The sequence below is a fragment of the Advenella sp. FME57 genome (assembly GCF_014897675.1).
Lineage (GTDB): Bacteria > Pseudomonadota > Gammaproteobacteria > Burkholderiales > Burkholderiaceae_B > Advenella.
Genome location: NZ_JABUXU010000006.1, coordinates 30,695 through 52,353, shown reverse-complemented (window position 1 = coordinate 52,353; position 21,659 = coordinate 30,695). Strand labels below are relative to the sequence as shown.

Genomic DNA, 21,659 nt, shown 5'->3' with positions numbered 1-21,659 from the left:
GCAGCGTTGTTCGCTCGGTATTTCAGTGCCGGCAATTGCCACCGCAGCATGCCGCCAAAGGGGCGTCGGCAACGATGCGCCAGCCAGGTTCTATTCATGTCCAAGCCCAAACAGGAGCGCTTAATGAGCACCAAGTTCAAAGTTCTGATCATCATCGGCAGTCTTCGTGAAAAATCCTATAATGCCGCGATCGCCCGGCAACTGGCTGACCTGGCGCCGGATAATCTGGAACTGGTTTACGCTCCTTCCATCGGTACGCTGCCTCACTATAACCAGGACGTGCAGGATGCCGGATTTCCCAAAGAAGTCCAGACGTTTGCCGACGCCATTGTTGCGGCCGATGGCCTGATTTTTGTGACGCCTGAATATAACTATTCGGTGCCCGGTGTGCTCAAAAACGCGATCGACTGGGTATCGCGCTTGCGTCCGCTGCCGTTTGACAACAAGGTCGGTTCAATCATTTCGGCCTCGGGCGGCGCTATCGGCGGGGCCAGAATGCAATATCACCTGCGCCAGATCCTGGTTGCGATGAATATTCATCTGGTCAATCGGCCCGAAATCATGGTCGGCACAGTACAAAACAAGGCCGAAGGCGAAGGTGGCAAGATTACCGACGAAACCACGCTCACCTTCATTGGCAATCATCTGAAAGAGCTGGCTCGCATGCTCGAGCTGCATCATCAAAAACAGAATCAAGCCTGATCGGAGATAGTCATGGCAATTGCGGAACGCGTAAAAGTGGTTGAAGTGGGGCCTCGCGATGGCCTGCAGAACGAAAAACAATTTGTTCCGACCGACATTAAAATCGAGCTGATCAATCGCCTGTCGGCTGCGGGCTTTCAGAATGTGGAAGCGGCCTCTTTTGTGTCGCCTAAGTGGGTGCCGCAAATGGCCGATGGCGCAGAGGTCATGGCTGGCATCGAGCGCCGGCCGGGCACTATTTATTCCGTTCTGACGCCGAATCTGAAAGGGTTCGAAGGGGCGCTTGCCGCTGGCGCCGACGAGGTGGTGATCTTTGGCGCAGCCAGTGAATCCTTTTCCCAGCGCAATATCAATTGCTCCATTGCCGAATCCATTGAGCGTTTCGAGCCGGTGGCCAGTGCGGCCAAAGAGGCCGGCCTGCGCGTGCGTGCGAGCATCAGCTGTGCGCTGGGTTGTCCGTACGAGGGCGAGATCGCACCGGCTGCGGTGGCCGATGTCGTCAAGCGCATGCTGGCACTGGGTTGTCACGAAATTGATATTGCCGACACGATTGGCGTGGGCACACCGCGCAAGGTGACGGCAGTCATGAACGCCGTGTCGGCGGTGGCCGATCCCGCCATGTTGTCTGCGCATTTTCACGATACCTATGGCATGGCGCTGGCCAATATTCTGGCTGCGCTCGAAGCGGGTATTGCCATTGTGCACTCGTCTGCGGCTGGTCTGGGTGGCTGTCCCTACGCCAAGGGCGCGACTGGCAATGTCGCCACCGAAGACGTGCTGTATATGCTGCATGGCATGGACATCGAAACCGGCATTGACCTGGATCAGGTCATCAGCACCGGCCAGTGGATCTCCGATTACCTGCAGCGCGCCAATTCCAGTCGTGCCGGCAAGGCCATTATTACCAAACGGCAGGCGGCGTAAGCGCACTTATGGTCATCAATTTCCTGCCGCTTTCCGAGTCCGAACGCGACCAGTTGCTCGCTTCGATCGAACCCTTGCCCGTTCGCGGGCAGGCATGGCCCGCCTGGGTGAAAACGGTCGCCTGGGTTGTGCTGGGTCTCATCGTATTGCAGTCGCTTGTGGCTTTCAACAAGGCCGGGGTGCAGGTGCTGTTTTCCATGACGGGTCTGATCCTGCTGGTTGTGTTCCTGGCGCTCGCTGTTACAACCCGCTATATGCAGACCTCAGTCACCACCATAGATTCACAGGGTTTGCGGCAAAGCTGGCTGACCCGCCGTGAAGTGGCCTGGCAGGACGTGACCTTCGCCAAGTTTGTGCCGATGCTCGCGTCCAAGCGGCTGGTGGTCTTCACAAAAAAAGGCAAACCCGTGGTGTTCCAGGGCGGTACACAAGATCTGCAGGTGGCGTTTGCGAAAATTTCGCTGGCGTTCAAGAATCGGAAGGTGTGATGCATGCCAGGGCCGGGCGGACAATGCTTACTGACGTTGTACCGGTCAGGCGTTTCTGCTGACGAATATAACGATCGCAATTGGCACCGGCCGCTATGTCAAAACGCGGTTGGCGTCTATCATTGCGCCTGCTGTCACTGACAAAAGTAGCAAACCCGATCTGGTGGCTGCAAGGCATGGGCCAATGCCGCCGCACAATGTATACGCGTAATATCCGGCGTTCAGTATCTCTTATTTATTGACCTCGCGGCCAGTGTCCGCGGGAGCGACCGTCACCGGATCAAAGTGCGTCGTCACCTGCAAAATATCGTCGATCTGCATAATACGCGCGCAGGCCAGTTCGGAAATGTCATGCGCCGCCAGGATCGTCATGTCCGAAGGAAATTCAAGATGCACTTCGACCAGAACCATGTCGCCGCTCTTGCGCGTCTTCAGATCATGAAACCCTTGCAGATTGGGCGTGTCATGCAAGGCCTGGCGAATCTGTTGTTCGATTTCGTCGTCCACGGCGTGATCGGCAAGATCGCTCAGTGCCCGCAGTGAGAACTTGCCGCCCATGCGCGCAATCATGGCGCCCACCAGCAGCGCGGCAAGCGGATCGGCCATGGGAAACCCGGCAATGTTTGCCAGAATCCCGATGCCGACAACCAGCGATGATGCTGCATCCGAGCGCGCATGCCAGGCATTGGCGACCAGCAGGGCAGAGCGCACGCGCTGCGCTTGATTCAACATATAGCGAAACAGTAGTTCCTTGGCCATGAGCACGCTGATTGCGACAAACAGCGCGCTCATATGCACGGTGGGGATCGTTGACGGGTCGGTCAGGCGCAGCCCCGCGCTCCATACCATGGCCAGCCCCACCCCAAGCATGATCAGCCCGATGGCCAACGATGCGATGGTCTCAAAACGGCGGTGCCCAAAGGGGTGGCCGGCATCGGCCGCCCTGGCGGCATGACGATTGGCAAACAGCACCACAAAATCGGAAAAAATGTCGGACAGTGAATGAATGGCATCTGCAATCAACGCCTGAGATTGGGCGAACACGCCCACAATGATCTGGAATATCACAAGGATGATATTGACGGCGACGCTGACCCAGGTGCTGCGCCGGGCTACCTGCGAGCGTTCGCTTTCTGCGACAAGCTCTGATGCCTGGTAGGAGGCAAGCCGGCGCGCAGGTACCGCAGAATGATCATGTTGATGGGTCATGTCGGTTGGGGCTGAAAATAAAAGCGTCTTTGAGGTATGCTACTCAATTGTCCATCACTTTCCAAGTATCACGATTATGCTGAATGTTGTTTTTGCGGGAACGCCCGAATTTGCGCGCCAGGCGCTGGCCGCCATTGTGCAGGCAGGGTTTTCAGTTCCTCTGGTTATGACGCAGCCTGATCGTCCTGCGGGCCGGGGGATGAAACTGACGCCCAGTCCGGTCAAGCAGCAGGCGGTTGCAGATAATATTCCTGTGATCCAGCCTGTCAGTCTGCGCCTGGATGGCAAGTATCCCGACGAGGCCGCCAGTGCCCGCCAGACGCTGCAAGCGCTGCAGCCCGACGTCATGGTGGTGGCCGCCTACGGCCTGATCTTGCCGCAGTGGGTCCTGGATCTGCCTCGCTATGGCTGTCTGAATATCCATGCCAGTCTGTTGCCGCGCTGGCGCGGCGCGGCGCCCATCCAACGGGCGATCGAAGCCGGCGACAGCCAGACCGGCATTGCGATCATGCAGATGGATGCTGGCCTGGACACGGGCAATGTCATTGCCAGCGAAACCCTTCCCATTGTGGACCAGAATGCCACGCAACTGCATGATGAACTGGCTGTGATGGGCGCGCGGCAAATTGTCGCGGTGCTGCAGACATTGGATAAGGACGGCGTGCTGCACTCAAGCCCGCAGCCACAGGCCGGTGTCACGTATGCCGCCAAACTGGACAAACGCGAAGCGGCGCTGGACTTATCAGAGGATGCCGTTACGCTGGCGCGCCGTATCCGCGCATTTAACCCTGCACCGGGGGCCAGCGTGATGCTGCCGGGGATCGATAGCCCGGTCAAGGTGTGGGATGCCTGTGCGCTTGAGGCCGGTGCCGCGGGGGCTTCTGCTTCGGCAGCGCCCGGGCAGGTGCTGGCCGTTACCCCCGAGGGCATTGATATCGCTACAGGTAATGGCACACTGCGGCTATTGCAATTGCAGAAAGCGGGCGGCAAGCGTCAGCCTGTCGCGGTTTTTGTCACGGGGTGGAAGCTGCCACAGGGCTGATCCCCGAGCCTTGCACGGGTCAGCCCGCGAGCGATGCGCGCGCCTGGAACATGCGCCGTGTTGTTTGGGGTTATTGTAGGTACGCTATGGGTCCGTTATAGGCCGTTAAGCTGGCAGTAACTGGGCCTGGATATCATCCGGCGTGCAAAACAGAAACTGTGGTCCTTTTGCAGACAACACCTCGGGATGGTTATAGCCCCACGCCACGCTGGCGGCATGACAGCCCGATTCGCGCGCGGCGTCGATGTCGCGGATTTCATCGCCAATCAGCAAACAGGTTTCGGGCGTGCAGCCGGTCTGACGGTACAGGGTCTTGAGCCTGGATGCTTTGCCGAACAGGTCGCTGCCGCAGCGATACTGGTCGATGAACTCGGTCGCCCTGCCCAATGTGCGACGCACATTGATTTCACTGTTCGAGCTCAGGACGGCGATCTGGTAGCCGGCGTGCTTGAGTGCAGCCAGGGCCTGCTCTATGCCTTCAAACAGATGCACATCCGGCGAGGCCTCCTGCATGCGCTGGCGAAATTCCATGAGAATGGCGGGCGCCTTCCAGAAGGGGATATCCAGTGTGCTCAGGATATGGCGCACATCGCGGTGCCGCAACTGTTCCTTCTCGTCTTCGGCCGGGTTGCGAAACCCGTATTTTTGCGCCACGCTGGCCAGCACCGTATCAAACCACGGCAGAGTATCGGCCAGCGTGCCATCAAAATCAAAGGCCAGCAACTGATAAGGCAGAGACTTCATCTGTAAATCACAATCAAGATAGCGGTTTATGATCGGCCCACAGATCGTATTCGTTGCTGTCAGTCACGGTACAGCGCACAATCTGGCCAGCCTGCAGTTTTTCAGGGCTGCTGATAAACACACAGCCGTCGATCTCCGGCGCATCTGCGTGAGAGCGGCCCACGGCATCGCCATCTTCATCGATTTCGTCGATCAGAACGTCAATTTCACGTCCTACCTTGCGTGCCAGCCGGGCGGTGGAAATACCCTGCTGGTGAGCCATGAAGCGCTCCCAGCGATCCTGCTTGACGTCATCGGGCACATGATCGCCCAATGCGTTGGCGGGTGCGCCCTCTACCGGTGAATACTGGAAGCAGCCCACGCGATCCAGCTGTGCCTCTGTCATCCAGTTAAGCAAATACTGGAAGTCTTCCTCTGTTTCGCCAGGGAATCCCACAATAAAGGTGGAACGGATGGTCAGGTCGGGACAGGTTTCGCGCCATTTGTGAATGCGCGCCAGCGTGCGGTCTTCAAAGGCAGGGCGTTTCATTGCCTTGAGGACTTTGGGACTGGCATGCTGGAACGGGATATCAAGATACGGCAGGATTTTGCCTTGGGCCATCAGCGGGATCACTTCATCAACGCTGGGGTAAGGATAAACGTAATGCAGACGCACCCAGATACCCAGTTCGGACAGGGCCTCGCACAGTTCGGTCATGCGGGTGCGCACCGGGCGTCCGTTCCAGAAACCGCTACGGTATTTGATGTCTACGCCGTAGGCGCTGGTATCCTGCGAAATGACCAGCAGTTCTTTGACGCCCGCATTGGCCAGACGTTGTGCCTCTTGCAGCACGTCGCCCACCGGGCGGCTGACCAGGTCACCGCGCATGGACGGGATGATACAGAAGCTGCAGCGATGGTTGCAGCCTTCGGAAATCTTCAAATAGGCATAATGCCTGGGCGTCAGCTTGATGCCTTGTGGCGGCACCAGGTCTACATAAGGGTCATGGTCGAGCGAGGGAGGGACGACCTCATGGACGGCACGGACCACTTCTTCATATTGCTGGGGACCGGTCACGGAAAGCACGCGAGGATGGACCTGGCGAATGACCTGTTCCTCCACGCCCATACAGCCGGTCACGATAACCTTGCCGTTGGCGGAGATCGCCTCGCCGATCGCGTCAAGCGATTCGGCCTTGGCGCTGTCGATGAAGCCACAGGTGTTGACCACGACCACGTCGGCGCCTTCATAGGAGGGAGAAATATCATAACCTTCAGTGCGCAACTGGGTCAGGATGCGTTCAGAGTCAACGAGTGCCTTCGGGCAGCCCAGACTGACAAAGCCAACGCGGGGAGCGGACATAGAAAACCTTTAAAATATAGAGAATAAATACGAAACAATGGGAAGCAACGCGACCTAATGGGGTATGGGCAGTAAAATACCGTATCCCGAGGCGTCCGGTTTATTCTTGCGGCAGATCGAAACGGATTCTGTTGCCGGCCCTGTTTCGGTAAAGGCACGGCGCCTATCAACACGTTTTTGCCTGGTTTATACGGCCGGCAGCCAGGTTGACAGGCGCTTGAGCCATTTGCCCCAAAAACAGCAGCAAGGCCGCTGGCGCTGCCGGTTTTGCCTGTCCTGCTGTATTCTTAACTTACAGTACGGGGGTTGCAGGGCAGGGGCTATTGCGCGCATTGGAAGCCGGTTGGCCGGTAACGCTTACAAAAGAGACCGTATTTCTGGCAGAACACCGGGAACCGCCAAGCCTTGTTTTTGCTCTTCCAGTCCGCCATCTGCTGCCGGTTGCTTGCTATCGCAATGAATAATCAGGCAATTTTACCATTTTCGCTCACTAACGGTGTATATGCACAGTCAATTTTTTATGCTCGGGGATTTCAGTCAATGACTAGTCCTGTCCAGCCCTCCATCTCGCCGCAAGCGGCGTCGGTCACTCCGCCCTTAAGCGAGCTTTTGCTGGCAACAGCATACGCAGTGCAGGCAGTCGGCGAAGGCCGTTCCCTGACCGACATACTGAATGCCGAGCCGGCAAGTCGGCGCGCGGCGGTCCAATCACTGTCATTTTATGTCATGCGCCAGCTGGCCCGCGGGCATGCGCTGGCAGATCTGCTCCTGGATCGTAGTCCGCCCAATTCGCTGGCGGACAGTCTGCTGATCACCGCCTTGTCCCTGCTGTCAATAGACGAGCGCGAAGTGCGCGACAACCCGCGGGTGCCGGTCTATGAGGCCTATACACTGGTCAGTCAGGCAGTGGCTGCCGCCGGCCTGGACCGCAAAACGGCCGGCTTCAAGGGGCTGATCAACGCCTGCTTGCGACGTTTTGAACGGGAGCGCGAAGCGCTGCTGGAGCAAGCATATCGCCGTAGCAATGTGCGCTGGGGTTTCCCCAAGTGGTGGATCGGCCGGGTTCGCCAGGCGTATCCGGCGCAATGGGAAGCGATACTGGCCAGCAGCTTTCAGCCGGGGCCGCTCACTCTTCGCGTCAATACACGCAAAACCAGCCGGGAAGCCCTGCTGGCGGTGCTGCAGGCGCAAGACATTTCTGCTTCGGCTATCGGGGATCATGGCGTGATTCTGGATCAGCCGCTGCCGGTGGCCAAAATCCCCGGATTCGAAGAAGGGTGGTGGCTGGTGCAGGATGCGGGTGCGCAATTGGCCTCCCAGCTATTGCCGGTCACTGATGGTATGCGGGTGCTGGACGCCTGCGCCGCGCCGGGCGGCAAAACGGCTGGCCTGTTGATGCAGGCCCGGCTGCAGCTGACTGCGCTGGATATCGACCAGGGTCGTCTGGAACGGGTAGCCTCGAACCTGCAGCGGCTCGATTTGAATGATGAGGGTGTGGTGCTGCGTGCCGGCAATGCGATTGATTTGAAATCGTGGTGGGACACGCAGCCTTTTGACGCCATTCTTGCCGATGTGCCTTGCACCGCATCCGGGATCGTGCGTCGGCATCCCGATATCAGGTGGCTGCGCCACGAACAGGATATTGCCGACACTGTCGCACTGCAACGACGTATTGTTTCTGCCCTGTGGCAAACACTCAAGCCCGGCGGGACTTTGCTATACGTCACGTGTTCGGTCTTTCCGCAGGAAGGGATTGAGCAGGACCAATGGATGCAGCAGGCGCTTGAGGGCGCCGTCGCACTGCCATCACCCGGCCAGCTATTGCCCGGGCAGGGACAGGAGCATGATGGGTTTTTCTATTCATTGCTGCGCAAACAGGGCTGAACGCCCGGCGCGGGCGGTTAAGTCGCCCGCGCCGGTTGGGTTGGGGTATTATAGGGGCACCGCAAGCGCCGGTGCTGCCAACCCCAATGACCTATTCCGGATGAAAACCCAGCCCGTTTCCATGTCAATTGCATTTATTCTCAGGCTTGCGCTGATCGTGCTTCTGGGCCTCGCCGCCAACGGTGGCGCCGCTTTGCACGCGCAAACTACCACTGCAGATGCTGACGCAGGCACCGGTGCTGCCGTGGCGACGATCAACAGCGTCGAAATCCAGCAGCAGGCAGACGGGTATGTCCTGAATGCCGACGTTGAGCTGCCGCTGTCGCATCAGTTGCAGGTGGCCGCCCAGCATGGCGTGCCGCTTTATTTCACGGTCGAGTTCCGGCTGGTGCAGCCACGCTGGTGGTGGTTTGACCGGCAAGTGTATGATCAATCGCAAACCTGGCGTGTGGCCTACAATGCGCTGGTGCGTCAGTGGCGCGTCACCTCGGGCGACTATTCAGTGCCGGAAATGTCTCTGGACGATGCCCTGCAAACCATTACACGAATCTATAACTGGCCTGTGGGACCGTTCACTGATCTGGATCCCGACCAGCATTATGAAGCGCAGTTTCGCATGAAACTGGATACCTCTCTTTTACCGCGGCCCTTTCAGATGGACGCCCTGGGCGGACGCGCCTGGGCCTTATCGACACCATGGAAAAATTTCGCATTTCAATTCTCGGCAATCGCGCCCAATCCCTGATCAAGTGGGTCGTGCGACTGGTATTTATTGCCGCTGTGCTCGCGGCCCTGGTTCTGATGGGGCTGCTGGTGCGCTCTACCGGCAATTCCTCAAAACTGGCGCAGCAGTACGACCTGCTTCTCCTGCTCAACGGGGTGCTGGCGCTTGCGTTGTTCCTGTGGGTCTCGATGCTGACCTTCCGCCTGATCCGGCAACTGCGGTCCAGGCAATTTGGCGCGCGACTCACTTCGCGTTTTGCGCTGGCGTTTGCGGTAATGGCGATTATTCCCGGCGTGGTGATCTACCTGCTTTCCGTACAGTTCATGTCGCGATCGGTCGAATCATGGTTCAACGTCAGGGTCGATAGCGCCCTGCAATCGGGCCTGACACTGGGGCAGGCATCGCTCGATAGCCAGGTGGGCGATTTGCTGTCGCGCGCCAGGCTGATGGCCGATGATCTGTCGACCGTTCCCGATCAGGAACTGTCGGTGGCGCTGACCCGTTTGCGTGAAAATACCACGGTGGGCGATGCCCTGGTGTTCACTATCTCCGGCAGCCGGGTGGTCGGGTTTTCCAGTTCCTCGTTTGGCAGCCTGTTGCCGCAAATGCCGCCGGTGTCGGTGTTGAACCAGCTGCGGCTGTCGCGCTCCTATGCCCGTACCGAGGCGGTCGAAGGCACCGATTTCGAAAACCCGCAGCTGCGCATTCGCGTTATCGTGCCGGTGTTTTCCAATTCCTTCAAGCTTGACGCGCCCCTGGGCGCTTCGCCCGAACCGTATCTGCTGCAGCTGACCCGACTGGTGCCGGAAAATATCGGCAGCAATTTGAACGAGGTGCAAAAGGGATTCCGGGATTATCAGGAACTGGCCTTGTCGCGCCAGGGCATCCAGAAACTGTATGGCATTACCTTGACGCTGGCGCTGCTGGTCACGCTGTTTACGTCCATTGCCGTGGCGCTGGCCATCGCGCGACGCCTGGTCAAGCCGCTGCTGACACTGGCTTCCGGGACCCAGGCAGTCGCTGTTGGCGACTACCGGCCGTTGCCCGAACCCACGGCCATGGACGAGATTGGCCTGTTGACCCGCTCATTCAATGCCATGACGCGCCAGCTTGATGAAGCGCGCCGCCAGGTTGAAAGCAATCGCATTCAGCTGGAGCGCTCCAATGCGTATCTGGAAAGTGTGATGGCCGGTTTGTCTTCGGGGGTGATCGTATTTGATGAGCGCTTCAATGTGACGACAGTCAATAAAGGGGCCCAATCGATTCTGGATGTCGACCTGCGCTCAGTGCCGGGGCGGCCGCTGGAAGTGATCGATTCGCTGATTGAGTTTACCCGGCAGATTCGCAAGGCATTTGCCGATCACGCTGCGGTGGGGTCCGAGCGCCATTACTGGCAGGAGCAGATCACCCTGTCGACCAGTAGTGAAAGCGACGAAACGGACGATATTACCTTGTTGATGCGCGGTACACGGCTGCGCATTGACGGACGCCCCACGGGCTATGTCGTGGTGTTCGACGATATTTCAGAGGTGATTTCGGCTAACCGGGCCCGCGCCTGGGGCGAAGTGGCGCGACGACTGGCGCATGAAATCAAGAATCCGCTGACCCCGATTCAGCTGTCGGCCGAACGCCTGGCCATGAAGCTGGAAGGGCATCTGGACGAGCGCAATGCCGGGATCCTGGCACGCTCGACCAATACCATTATCAATCAGGTATCATCGCTGAAAAAAATGGTGGATGATTTCCGCGAATACGCAAGAACGCCGCCCGCGCAAATGCAGCGTGTTGACATCAATGCATTGATTTCCGATCTGGCCATCCTGTATGGTTGGGATCCGGAAGGCAATGGGCATCATGACGAGCCGTTGTACCGCCACATCCGCCTGGACCTGGCGCCAGATCTGCCGCTGGCCGAAGCCGACCCGACCCAGTTGCGCCAGGTTCTGAACAACCTGCTGTCCAATTCCCGCGATGCCATGGCCGAGCTGGAACTCGAAGGCGATGAGCCCGGAATCACCATTCGCACCACACTTACGCGGTCTGAGAAGGATCAGAGCGCGGCCGGACAGGCAATTCGTATTACACTTGAGGACAGAGGTGGTGGATTTTCTGCCAAGGTATTGCAGACGGCCTTTGAACCCTATGTCACGACCAAGGCGCATGGTACGGGGCTGGGACTGCCCATTGTGCGTAAAATAATCGAGGAGCATGGTGGCCGAATTGATATTGCCAATCGCAAGGACGGTGGAGCCCGTGTCTCAATATTACTCACGCGGCTGACTCCGAAAACAGGCAATTAGCGCATTCCCGTGGTTATAATTGAACCCGGAACTTTGATCAGTACCAAAATGCAGTCAGAAAGTAATAGGTGACAAGATATGGCCAGAATTCTGGTGGTTGACGATGAAATTGGTATACGCGAACTTCTGTCGGAAATTTTATACGACGAAGGTCACACCGTAGAGCTTGCAGAGAATGCTTCGCAGGCACGCGCCGCTCGCCTGCGCTACCGGCCCGATCTGGTGCTTCTTGATATCTGGATGCCCGATACCGATGGTGTCAGCCTGCTCAAGGAATGGGGCTCCCAGGGTTTGCTGGATATGCCAGTCATCATGATGAGCGGGCATGCGACAGTAGACACTGCGGTTGAAGCCACCCGCATTGGCGCTATGGATTTTCTTGAAAAACCCATCACGCTGCAAAAACTGCTCAAGACCGTGCAGGCCGGCCTGATGCGACCGCACGCCAAACAGGTCATGGCATCGGCAACCAATGGCGCCAACCGCGCGCCGGCCGCAGCACCTGCTGCCAGACCAGGCACGGTGGCGGCGCCTGCCGCTGCGACGGTCCAGGGTACGCAGGTTGCGGCTGAGCCGGAGACGCCGGTGCAAGGGTCGCAACTGGGCAGCATTTCACTTGACCAGCCACTGCGCGATGCCCGGGACGAATTTGAGCGCGTCTATTTTGAATATCACCTGGGTCGCGAAAATCACAGCATGACCCGGGTATCGGAAAAAACCGGCCTGGAACGCACGCACCTGTATCGCAAGCTGCGTCAACTGGGTATTGATTCCTCACGCAAACGCAATTCATGAAGATCCTGATCCTTGGCGCAGGGCGCGTTGGTGCGAGCGTCGCCGAGAATCTTGTTTCTGAAAAAAACGATATCACGATTGTCGACACCGATGGAGAGCGCCTGCGCTACCTGCAGGACCGTATTGACCTTCGTGGCGTGCAGGGCGACGCTTCTATGCCCGAAGTGCTGCGCGCGGCAGGCGCCGATGATACCGACCTGCTGGTTGCCTGTGCGGCTACCGATCCGGTCAATCTGGTTGCCTGTCGGATTGCCAAAGATGTCTTCAATATTCCGCGCCGCATTTCCCGTGTCCGCAGCTACGATTTTTCCAGCAATCCAGAGCTGATCAAGGAGAGCTTTGGCGTTGATTCCGTGATCAGCCCTGAAAACAGTGTCACTACCTACCTGCACAGCCTGATCGAATTTCCGGAAGCCTTGCAGGTAGTGGAGTTCGGCGGGGGCCGCTTAAGCCTGCTTATCATCCGCATCGGCCGGGTCAGCCCGCTAATCAATGTACGCGTCAATCAGACTGGCCACAATTTACCGAACATCAATGCCCGCGTGCTGGAAATTTTCCGCAATGGCGCCTCGGTGGCGCTGGATCATCAGTCTGCCATTGAGCAAGGTGACGAGCTGGTTGTTGCTGTCGATACGCAGGAAGGCAAGGAGGCGGTAGCCAAGTTGCAGTACGTTTCGCGCAAGGTGCGTACCGTCATGATTGCCGGCGGCGGCAATATCGGCTACCGGCTTGCCCGCAAGCTGTCCGAAGGCAGCTATAACGTGCGTATTTTGGAAAGCAACCGCGAGCGTTGTGAGACCCTGGCAACCTTGTTGCCCAGCAAAGTGCTGGTCCTGCATGGCGATGCGACCGATGAGGCCCTGCTCGATAACGAAAATATCGAAGAAATGGACACGTTTCTGGCCGTCACCAATGATGATGAAGACAATATCATGTCGTCCTTGCTGGCCAAGCGGCTGGGCGCACGCAAGGTTGTGGCCCTGATCAATCGCAAGGCCTATGGCGAATTGATGGAAGGCAGCCTGATCGATATTGCTGTCTCGCCTTCCCAGGCGACCATTGGGGCCTTGCTACGTGATGTGCGGCAAGGCGCCGTGGTCGCCGGACATCGGCTGCGCTGGGGCAATGCCGAAGCCATTGAGTTTGAAGTCAATGGCGACAGCAAGAGCTCCCAGGTCGTGGGCAAGTCCATTGCTGAATTGAAATTACCAAGAACCGCCATCGTGGCGGCAATTTTGCGCGAAGAGGACGTTATTCTGCCCGAACCGGCAACGATTATCGAGCCGGGCGATCATGTGGTGGTTTTTGCCGGCAATCGGCACGATATGCGGCGGGTCGAAAAACTCTTCCAGGTTTCCGTGTTTTTCTTCTAGGCAGCCTACATGCGCAATATTCTGAATGTCCTGCATGCGCTCAGCCTGACAATGCTTGGCTTTTCCACCGTACTGCTGTTTCCGCTGGCCGTCTCGCTTTATTTTGAAGATGGCGCGCACAATGCCTTTCTGATCAGCCTGGGTATCTCGCTGGGGATATCGGCCGTGCTATGGAAGCTCACCAGCAGCTCCAAGGCTGAGCTCAACGCACGCAACGGGCTGCTGCTGGTATCACTGGTCTGGCTGGTGTTTCCGCTGATCGCTTCGCTGCCCTTCGTGATCGATGCCAGCATAGAAGGGTATTCGCTGAGCTTTACGCATGCGTATTACGAAGCCATGTCGGGAATTACGACCACCGGTGGTTCGGTATTGAACAATATCTCGGCGTTGCCGCCTTCGGTCAATATCTGGCGTGTCACCCTTATTTGGGTAGGCGGTATGGGCATTCTGGTGTTGGCCGTTGCCGTCATGCCGCTGCTGGGCGTGGGTGGTTACCAGATCATGCGAGGTGAAATTCCCGGCCCCATGAAGGAAGAAAAGCTGACGCCTCGCATTGCCGGGACAGCCAAGGCGCTGTATACCATTTATATTTCGATATCAACGCTATGCGTCATCAGCTATCGGCTGGCGGGCCTATCGTGGTTTGACGCCTGGTGTCATGCGGCATCCACTATGGCATTGGGCGGTTTCTCGATTTACGATGACGGTTTTCTGCATTATGACTCCCCCATGGTCGATGCAGTTGCCTGCGTATTCATGGTCCTGGCCGGCATCAGCTTTGCCACGCATTACAACGTGTTGAGGCATCGCAATCTGCGTTATTACATCACCTGTCCGCAAACAAAAGTATTCGTCGGCATTATGGTGCTTGGCGGGCTGGGCGTCAGCGCCTGGCTGTATTTTGATGGCATCTATCCAAGCATGCTCGAAGCGCTGCGTTTTGGCATGTTCAATACCATATCGCTGGCCACGACCACAGGCTTTGCCAATGCCGACTATCTGCACTGGCCGGTGCTGCTGCCGGTTCTGATGCTCATGTTGGGCAGTTTTTCTTCGTCCGCCGGCTCCACCGGTGGTGGGATCAAGCTGATTCGGGTCATTGTGATTTTCAAGCAAATTGGCGCCGAGCTGCGCAAGGTGTTGCACCCGCATGCCGTTTGTCCCGTGAAGTTGCACCGGCGGATCGTGCCGCCGGCGATTATTTCATCCATCATGGTGTTCGTGCTGGTGTTTGTTATCATGAACGTAGTGCTCACCGGCGTGATGGTGGTGTCCGGCCTGGACTTCACTACGGCATCATCGGCGGTCTTTGCCAGTCTGTCCAATATCGGTCCGGGCCTGGGCGCCGTTGGGCCCATGAGCAATTACTCCGGCCTGAGCGATTTTCAGATCTGGGTGTGCACTTTTGCCATGCTGATCGGCCGGCTGGAGTTCTTTACCGTTCTGGTGCTCTTTACGCCCGGATTCTGGAAAAAATAAGGCGCCTATTATGCCCGCACACTTATCGTTCAGCTGACGTTGCCCATGCTCCATATCGCCCTGTTCGAACCCAAAATTGCTCCCAATACCGGCAATATTATCCGGCTGATCGCCAACAATGGCTGCTGGCTGCATTTGATTGAGCCCATGGGGTTTCGCATTGATGATGCAAAAATGCGCCGCGCTGGACTGGATTATCACGATCTGGCCAAGGTGACAATTTACCCGGACTATGCCGCGTTTGTGGCCAGCGTGCCTGGTCAGCGGATATTTGCCATCACCACTAAAGGCACGCGCGCCTATACCGATGTGGCGTTTCAGGATGGGGATGTGCTGCTTTTTGGCGCTGAAACCACCGGGCTTGCTCCCGAGGTCATGGCGACCTTCGCCAACAGCGAACGTCTGAGAATCCCGATGTTGCCCAATAACCGGAGCCTGAATCTGTCCAATGCCGTGGCCATTGTCAGTTACGAAGCATGGCGGCAACTGGGGTTTGCGTCGGGCAGCTAGCGTTGATGACGCCTGAATGCTGGCCGGAAAAAGCAACATTTCCCACAATCAGCCAGGCGCTAAAGCGTGGCAGGCGCGTTACGGCCCACAGCGCCTGAATACTTACATCATGCCGGTTGCAGATATCGCCAGATCAGCCTTGCTGCGGTTTTAGCCGTCAGCCCGTCATGGTCATGCTCAGGGTTGACCTCTGCTATATCCAGTAGTCGCAGCTTGCCCGACTCCTGGGCCATACCCAGAATCGTTTCGACGACCGTCAGGCCCACGCCGTAAGCGGCTGGCGCAGATACGCCAGGCGCCTGCCAGGCTGGGAGCACGTCCATATCAATGGTCAGATAAAGATGAGACGCCTCCTGCAATTGTGCAGCCACAAACTGCCGGATCTGCGGTAACTGGCTTTCCTGCATCTGCGTGTCTTGCAGATAGGCCACATCCAGTTCCCGTGCCCGGTTGAACAGGGCTGGGGTATTGGACAGGAGCGAGACCCCCAGGCAGCAATAACGAACAGACCGACCGTGTTGCGCCGCGTGTTCCAATACCTGGTCGAACGGGGTGCCCGAGCTGCCAGGCCGGCTGGTACGTAAATCAAAATGCGCATCCAAATTAAGCACCAGCACGGTACCCGACTGCGCCGTTGTCTGCAAATGCTGATCCAGTCCCAGATAACTGCCGTAGGCAATTTCATGACCGCCGCCGATGACAGCCAGGCGTGAAGAGGTGTTGAGCAGGGCGCCAATTCTGTTTGCCAGCTGGCGTTGCGCCAGTTCCAGGTTATGGCCTTCGCATTCAATATCGCCGGCGTCGTAAAGGCGTTGCAGTTTATGGGCAGGCAGACCGGCAAGCGCCCCACGCACATGGTCCGGCGCCTGACGTGCGCCGATGCGGCCATAGTTACGACTGACGCCTTCGTCGCAGCAAAACCCCAGAACAACCGCTTGCCCGTTCAAAGCGTCGGGAAGACTGTTACCCAGTGGCTGGGCAATTTGGTGGATCCGGCAGGTATCACCACGTTCGGAAGCGTCCACTCTGCCATGCCAGGAAAATATTGCTTTTGTCATTATGATCAGTGAAATTCAAGCGTTCAGGACGGCCTGCAAAAATGAACGGGTACGTTCATGCGCCGGCTGCGTAAAGATGACAGAGGGGAGGTCTTCTTCAAGGATGACACCATGATCCATGACCACCACTTTGTCAGCGACATCGCGGGCAAAGCCCATTTCGTGAGTAACGACCAACATGGTCATGCCCTCGCTGGCCAGCATTTTCATAACCTGAAGCACCTCGCCCACCAGTTCGGGATCCAGCGCCGAGGTTGGTTCGTCAAACAGCATGACCTCCGGCTCCATGGCCAGCGCCCGGGCGATGGCCACGCGCTGCTTCTGGCCGCCAGACAGGCTGGCAGGCATTGCCTGGGCTTTTTCCTGTAGTCCCACTTTTTCCAGTAACGACAATGCGAGTTTTCGCGCATCGGCATCGGTGGTTTTTTTCAGCGTCTTGGGCGCAATCGTGACATTGTCCAGTACCGACAGATGGGGAAACAGATTGAACGACTGGAACACCATGCCGACGTTCATGCGCAGTGCATTCAGGTCTTTTTCGGCGATCAGTTTGCCGTCCTTCAGCAGCGCCTGCCCGTTGATTGTGATATTGCCTTTTTGCGCCGTCTCCAGGCCATTGCAGCAGCGCAACAGGGTGCTTTTGCCTGAGCCGCTGGGCCCGATCAGGACCACGACAGAGGAGCGTGCAATATCCAGGCTTACGCCCTTGAGCACTTGATGATCACCGTAGTATTTTTCAACGCGATCAAGATGAATCATGGATGGCGTCATTGAACCATTCCTCCGGCTTTGAGTGAGTTTTCTACTTTGCGCAAGATGAACATTGCGGTGGCGGTCAGCACAAGATAAATGAGGGCAATGACCAAATATGTTTCAAGTGAGCGATATGACACGCTGATAATTTTCTGGCCTTCATGCATCACATCGTGAATCGTCAGCAAAGATACCAGGGCAGAGTTTTTGATGAGCGCGATAAACTCGTTGCCCAATGGCGGGATCATGCGTACCAGCGCCTGGGGCAGAATGATTTTACGCATGGCCTGGCGCGTAGACATGCCCAGTGACCTGGCCGCTTCGCCCTGGCCTTTGTCCACGGATTGAATGGAGCCGCGAACAACTTCGGAGACATACGAGGCCGAATACATGCCCAGCCCCAGTACGCCGCACAGGTAGGCCGGCAAAAGAATGCCAAATTGGGGCAACCCGAAGAACCAGATAAATAACTGTACCAGCAGGGGTGTGCCGCGGAAAATCGTCAGATAAGTGCTGCACAACATATAGATAAATTTGCGCTCGGGATTCAGGCGCCCGATGCCGATGAGCAAACCGACGAAGCACGAGAGCAGCAATGCGCCGGCAGTCACCTCAATGGTCACCAGGGTCCCGCGCAGCAAAGGTTCCCAGCCGGAGAGGACAGGAGTGAAATCCAGATTCATGATTTGGCCTCAAACCATTTGTCCACGATCTTCTGATAGGTGCCGTTGTCACGGATTTTCTTCAGCGCTGCGTTCAGCGCATCATGCACTTGCGGTTGTGATTTGCTCACGGCAATGCCGTATTCTTCAGTGGTGATCTGGTCGTCCAGAACGATAAAATCCGGATTGTGCTGGGCGTAGAGTTTGGCGGCCGGCCTGCCGGTCACTGCCGCATCGGCGCGGCCGATCTTAACCAGATTGAACATTTCTTCATTCTTTTCCACTTCGACGCGCTTGACGTTGGGCAAATGCTCGGTCAGATAGTTGACCGATTTAGTTCCGACCTGGACCGAGACTTTCTTGCCATCCAGGTCCTTGATGCTTTTGATATTGTTGTCTTTCTTGGTCAGTACGACCAGGCCGCCCGCATAGTACGAAGCGGTAAAGTCCACAACATTTTTGCGCTCTGGCGTAATGTAGATGCCTGAAATGGCCGCATCTGCGCGACCGGACACAATGGCAGGAATCAGGCCCTTGAAGTCAATGTTGGTCAGTTCTATCGGGCGGTTCATTTCTTTGCCCAGCGCATGCATCAGCTCAATATCAAAGCCGGTAGGTTTGCCATCCTGGAAAAACTCCATGGGTGGAAAGGTGGCGTCGGTGACCACGCGCAATGGCGCATCGGCAGCAACAGAAAGGGAGGGTGCTGCCAGGCCAAGAGCCAGCAGAGCGGTAAGAAAAAATGTCTTCATGGAAGTTCCTTCACGTGAGTTAAACCAGGAGCGCTTTAAGCGTGGTTGAAATATTGGCTGCAGCCTTCACGGTTGCATCAATCAGTTGCTGACTTCGTGGCAGGGCCCGGGCAGTGGGCGCCATCAGGGTAATGGATCCAAGTGCGATCCGTTTGTGCTGAAAGAGCGGGGCGCTGACGCCCCAAACCCCGTCGTCTACTTCGCCTTCGGATACCGCAAAGCCTTGCTGCTGAATTTGGCGCAAATCTGCCGCCAATTGCTCGGCTTGCGTGCCGGTTAGCAAATTCTGCTGCACGGCTTCCTGCACAATTACCTGCTGCTTGGCTGCGGGCAGAAAGGCCAGCAGGGATTTGGCGGACGCCCCGCGGATCAATGGCAGCGAGCGCCCCTTGACGAATGAACAGCGCAGGGAATTTGTGCTTTCGACCATATCCAGGCAGACCGCCATCGCATCCAGCGCAACCAGTATGCCGACCGATTCACCGGTCTGGGTGGACAGGGTCAGCATATCCCTGCGTGCATGCTGCAAAAGAAAGGACGATTGACTGAAGCCCCACGCCAGCGGCAGGCATCCGGGGCCGGGCATGTACTGGCCCTGTGATTCGAAAACAAACCCCCACTTTTTCAGTAGTGTCAGTTGTCGGTAAAGGGTGCTCTGTGGCAAACCGGTAAGCGTGATCAGCTCGGCCACGGTAACTGGCCGCTCGATTTTGGCGAAAACCGACAGAATATAAAGCGCGCGATCAGCGCCACCTTTGTCCGATTGAGAAAGCATGACCCTGTTGGAAAAGAAGAAGAGAAACGCAGAATAACGTTAATTTCTCAATAATCAAATAATCAATTCCTGACTATCGAGAAAATAATGGAAAACCCCAATTCGATAGGTACGGAATCAAGGTAGTTAGGTCTGCCAGGGATGTAGAGGAACCCGATAGAAGCTGGCGGCGCCGGCTGGCTCCGTCGAGGGATCGGGTTGGCTTTCCGGCAACAGGCCAGGCGACCACCAGGGACACGAAGCGTGTGTGTTCCGCACCGTTTCGCTTCGCAGTCAGTGGTGGGCTGGTCAGTCGTGCTCTGATGGGTGATCCGGCAAACCGATACTGTCGGGCTCATCGCGCGCGACGCAGGGCGTTCTGGCGATGACCACGGCAAATACCCGGTCTACGCCGGCTGCGATCAGTGCCCTGGCGGCGGTATTGAGTGTGCTGCCCGTGGTCAGTACGTCGTCCACCAGAACCGCACACGGCAAATGGCAATTTCGAGCGCAATAATACAGATGTGCGGTGTTGGCGCGCCGCTGTCGGCGGTTCAGCGTACTTTGCTTCAGATGGTCGGGTTCACGGTATAGCAGCGAATGCAGCACCGGCATGTTCAATAATCGGCCCAGTCTGCAGGCGAACTCGGCGGCCGGATTGAAGCCGCGCCGCTGCAGCGAGCGGCGGCTGCCGGGAATCGGGATCAGTGGCGTCAAGGCAGGCCATGGTGGTGAGCCGTTCCCCTGGCTGCCCAGCCGGATCGCATCAACGGCCAGCGCCGCAAACGCGGTGGCCAACTGAAACTGACGGGCGTTCTTGTAGCGCAGAATCAGGCTGTCTGCCGGGCCAACATAGTCAAAGGCAGCGATAACTTTTTCCAGCGATGGCGCCTGGTCGGCGCAGTCCGGGCATGGCCCTGGCGCCGGCAGTGCCAGCGCGCAGCGGGCGCAGCGCCACGGATGTTCGCGCATGGAATGCTGCACGTCGCTTGTGCATCCGGGGCAGAGCCGGCCTAATGGCGCAGTTGCATTGCACAGCGCGCAAGCGGCCCCGATGGCAGCGGACAGACGTGCGCGCAAATAGGAAAATCGTGGGGAAAACGGCCTGACGGCAGTCATGACTGGTCTCCTTCATTACAATGGCAGATTGCATAATCTGCCAGAAGACAGCTCTGGCATCAAACGGGTTTGTGATACCAATGTCCCAGCTAATTCATTCGGCTTCGCGGCTGCCCATCAACATGACGCATGTTCGTCAGCAGTTTGCCCGCCGTGGCACGCTGGAAGACGCGCGCTTTTTCTATGACGAAATTGCCACGCGCATGATCGATCGCCTGGGCTATATCAAGGTGGCGCCCGAGCGGATCGTCGACGCCGGTTGCGGCCCCGGCAATTCGCTCTATCTGCTGGCGGCGCGTTACCCGCAGGCATCGATCATCGGCGTGGACCATTGCGCGCCCTTTATTGAGCATTGCCAGAACCAGTTTGTGCCCAAAGGGCTCAAATCCATCATGCAAAAACTTAAGGGACGGCAAGGTTTTTCCTTCGCGCTCGCCGATATGGCGGCCATGCCCATGCCGCCTGAGTCGGTCGATATGGTCTGGTCCAATCTGGCGCTGCATTGGCATCAGCTACCGCATGACGTCATCCGCGAATGGCGTCGGGTCCTGGGTAACAGCGGCCTGGCCATGTTTTCCTGTCTAGGCCCTGGCACCTTTCGTGAAGTGCGCAACGCTGTCGCGGCAGCGGGTATCCAGACCCAGACCATGCAATTTGTCGACATGCATGATTTCGGCGACATCCTCCTGGAAAATGGCTTTATGGATCCGGTCATGGATCAGGAAGTGATTACGCTGACCTATCGCACGGTGGATGCCCTGCTCAGGGATGTGCGCGGGCTGGGCGGCAATCCGAGCGAAGCACGTGGCGACGGACTCAAGGGGCAAGCGTGGCACCGGCGTCTTCGCGAGGCACTGGAAGCGGGTCGTGGAGAAGACGGTTTATTGCGCTTGTCATTAGAGGTGGCGTATGGGCACGCCTGGTGCAAGCCGGTAAGGCAAAATGCGGCGGGTGAGACTTTGGTGCCGATCAGCACCATCAAGCGGGCAGTACGTTAAGCATGCGCGCGTACGGCGGCGCAGCCCGGTGGCAATGGTGATCATAA

At 57.4% G+C, this 21,659-nt stretch carries 21 protein-coding genes; 12 read left to right on the top strand and 9 right to left on the bottom strand.

Annotated features, from left to right (window positions below; genetic code table 11):
* The first annotated feature begins 96 nt into the window (after nt 1-96).
* Genes INT32_RS08630 through INT32_RS08620 form a run of 3 tightly spaced genes read left to right on the top strand, consistent with a single transcriptional unit; the run spans nt 97 to nt 2,114 of the window.
* Nucleotides 97-702, top strand: coding sequence for an NADPH-dependent FMN reductase (locus tag INT32_RS08630; protein WP_226816786.1), 606 nt, complete (start codon nt 97-99; stop codon nt 700-702).
* A 12-nt stretch (nt 703-714) separates the two neighbouring features.
* Complete coding sequence (locus INT32_RS08625; RefSeq protein ID WP_193088327.1) at nt 715-1,626, top strand: hydroxymethylglutaryl-CoA lyase; 912 nt, start codon at nt 715-717, stop codon at nt 1,624-1,626.
* Between the two features lie 8 nt (nt 1,627-1,634).
* Entirely contained in the window at nt 1,635-2,114 is a 480-nt protein-coding gene (locus tag INT32_RS08620) for a hypothetical protein (protein ID WP_193088326.1), read from the top strand.
* 231 nt (nt 2,115-2,345) lie between these two features.
* On the opposite strand, the gene INT32_RS08615 is transcribed toward INT32_RS08620, so the two are convergent.
* A complete protein-coding gene (locus INT32_RS08615; RefSeq protein ID WP_193088325.1) occupies nt 2,346-3,323 on the bottom strand; it encodes a cation diffusion facilitator family transporter in 978 nt (325 codons plus the stop codon).
* Between the two features lie 79 nt (nt 3,324-3,402).
* On the opposite strand from INT32_RS08615, the gene fmt reads away from it, so the two are divergent.
* Nucleotides 3,403-4,365: a methionyl-tRNA formyltransferase gene (gene fmt / locus INT32_RS08610; RefSeq protein WP_193088486.1), complete on the top strand. Its 963-nt coding sequence runs from the start codon at nt 3,403-3,405 to the stop codon at nt 4,363-4,365.
* A 105-nt stretch (nt 4,366-4,470) separates the two neighbouring features.
* Here the strand turns inward: fmt and INT32_RS08605 are convergent, their stop codons facing one another.
* Both INT32_RS08605 and rimO read right to left on the bottom strand, forming a co-directional pair.
* Nucleotides 4,471-5,100: an HAD-IA family hydrolase gene (locus INT32_RS08605; protein WP_370540205.1), complete on the bottom strand. Its 630-nt coding sequence runs from the start codon at nt 5,098-5,100 to the stop codon at nt 4,471-4,473.
* A 22-nt stretch (nt 5,101-5,122) separates the two neighbouring features.
* The gene (rimO, locus tag INT32_RS08600; RefSeq protein WP_193088323.1) at nt 5,123-6,451 is read right to left on the bottom strand and encodes a 30S ribosomal protein S12 methylthiotransferase RimO; all 1,329 of its coding nucleotides are present in this window, start codon (nt 6,449-6,451) and stop codon (nt 5,123-5,125) included.
* Between the two features lie 540 nt (nt 6,452-6,991).
* On the opposite strand from rimO, the gene rsmB reads away from it, so the two are divergent.
* The 7 genes from rsmB (at nt 6,992) to INT32_RS08565 (ending at nt 15,516) form a co-directional block, all read left to right on the top strand.
* Entirely contained in the window at nt 6,992-8,335 is a 1,344-nt protein-coding gene (gene rsmB / locus INT32_RS08595; protein WP_193088322.1) for a 16S rRNA (cytosine(967)-C(5))-methyltransferase RsmB, read from the top strand.
* A gap of 100 nt (nt 8,336-8,435) precedes the next feature.
* Complete coding sequence (locus INT32_RS08590; protein ID WP_193088321.1) at nt 8,436-9,080, top strand: DUF4390 domain-containing protein; 645 nt, start codon at nt 8,436-8,438, stop codon at nt 9,078-9,080.
* Nucleotides 9,080-11,359, top strand: coding sequence for an ATP-binding protein (locus INT32_RS08585; RefSeq protein WP_370540204.1), 2,280 nt, complete (start codon nt 9,080-9,082; stop codon nt 11,357-11,359). Before INT32_RS08590 ends, INT32_RS08585 begins: the two co-directional genes overlap by 1 nt.
* A gap of 78 nt (nt 11,360-11,437) precedes the next feature.
* A complete protein-coding gene (locus tag INT32_RS08580; RefSeq protein ID WP_193088319.1) occupies nt 11,438-12,154 on the top strand; it encodes a response regulator in 717 nt (238 codons plus the stop codon).
* Entirely contained in the window at nt 12,151-13,527 is a 1,377-nt protein-coding gene (gene trkA / locus INT32_RS08575) for a Trk system potassium transporter TrkA (RefSeq protein ID WP_193088318.1), read from the top strand. The genes INT32_RS08580 and trkA overlap by 4 nt, the downstream gene beginning before the upstream one ends.
* A gap of 9 nt (nt 13,528-13,536) precedes the next feature.
* Nucleotides 13,537-15,006 (top strand): TrkH family potassium uptake protein, encoded by a 1,470-nt coding sequence (locus tag INT32_RS08570; protein ID WP_193088317.1) that lies wholly within the window; start codon nt 13,537-13,539, stop codon nt 15,004-15,006.
* Between the two features lie 45 nt (nt 15,007-15,051).
* Nucleotides 15,052-15,516 (top strand): tRNA (cytidine(34)-2'-O)-methyltransferase, encoded by a 465-nt coding sequence (locus INT32_RS08565; protein WP_193088316.1) that lies wholly within the window; start codon nt 15,052-15,054, stop codon nt 15,514-15,516.
* 107 nt (nt 15,517-15,623) lie between these two features.
* Here the strand turns inward: INT32_RS08565 and hutG are convergent, their stop codons facing one another.
* The 6 genes from hutG to INT32_RS08535 all read right to left on the bottom strand — a co-directional run bounded on the left by hutG (nt 15,624) and on the right by INT32_RS08535 (nt 20,614).
* Entirely contained in the window at nt 15,624-16,574 is a 951-nt protein-coding gene (hutG, locus tag INT32_RS08560; protein ID WP_193088315.1) for a formimidoylglutamase, read from the bottom strand.
* 15 nt (nt 16,575-16,589) lie between these two features.
* The gene (locus INT32_RS08555; RefSeq protein WP_370540201.1) at nt 16,590-17,345 is read right to left on the bottom strand and encodes an amino acid ABC transporter ATP-binding protein; all 756 of its coding nucleotides are present in this window, start codon (nt 17,343-17,345) and stop codon (nt 16,590-16,592) included.
* The gene (locus INT32_RS08550; protein ID WP_193088314.1) at nt 17,342-18,010 is read right to left on the bottom strand and encodes an amino acid ABC transporter permease; all 669 of its coding nucleotides are present in this window, start codon (nt 18,008-18,010) and stop codon (nt 17,342-17,344) included. Before INT32_RS08550 ends, INT32_RS08555 begins: the two co-directional genes overlap by 4 nt.
* Entirely contained in the window at nt 18,007-18,741 is a 735-nt protein-coding gene (locus INT32_RS08545; RefSeq protein WP_193088313.1) for a transporter substrate-binding domain-containing protein, read from the bottom strand. Before INT32_RS08545 ends, INT32_RS08550 begins: the two co-directional genes overlap by 4 nt.
* Before the next feature lie 19 nt (nt 18,742-18,760).
* Nucleotides 18,761-19,516, bottom strand: coding sequence for an IclR family transcriptional regulator (locus tag INT32_RS08540; RefSeq protein WP_193088312.1), 756 nt, complete (start codon nt 19,514-19,516; stop codon nt 18,761-18,763).
* Nucleotides 19,517-19,804: 288 nt separating this feature from the next.
* Nucleotides 19,805-20,614 carry a ComF family protein gene (locus INT32_RS08535; RefSeq protein ID WP_193088311.1) on the bottom strand — a complete coding sequence of 270 codons (810 nt, stop codon included), beginning with the start codon at nt 20,612-20,614 and terminating at the stop codon, nt 19,805-19,807.
* An 80-nt stretch (nt 20,615-20,694) separates the two neighbouring features.
* Between INT32_RS08535 and INT32_RS08530 the strand changes: the two genes are divergently transcribed.
* Nucleotides 20,695-21,612, top strand: coding sequence for a methyltransferase domain-containing protein (locus INT32_RS08530; RefSeq protein ID WP_193088310.1), 918 nt, complete (start codon nt 20,695-20,697; stop codon nt 21,610-21,612).
* Nucleotides 21,613-21,659: the final 47 nt, after the last annotated feature.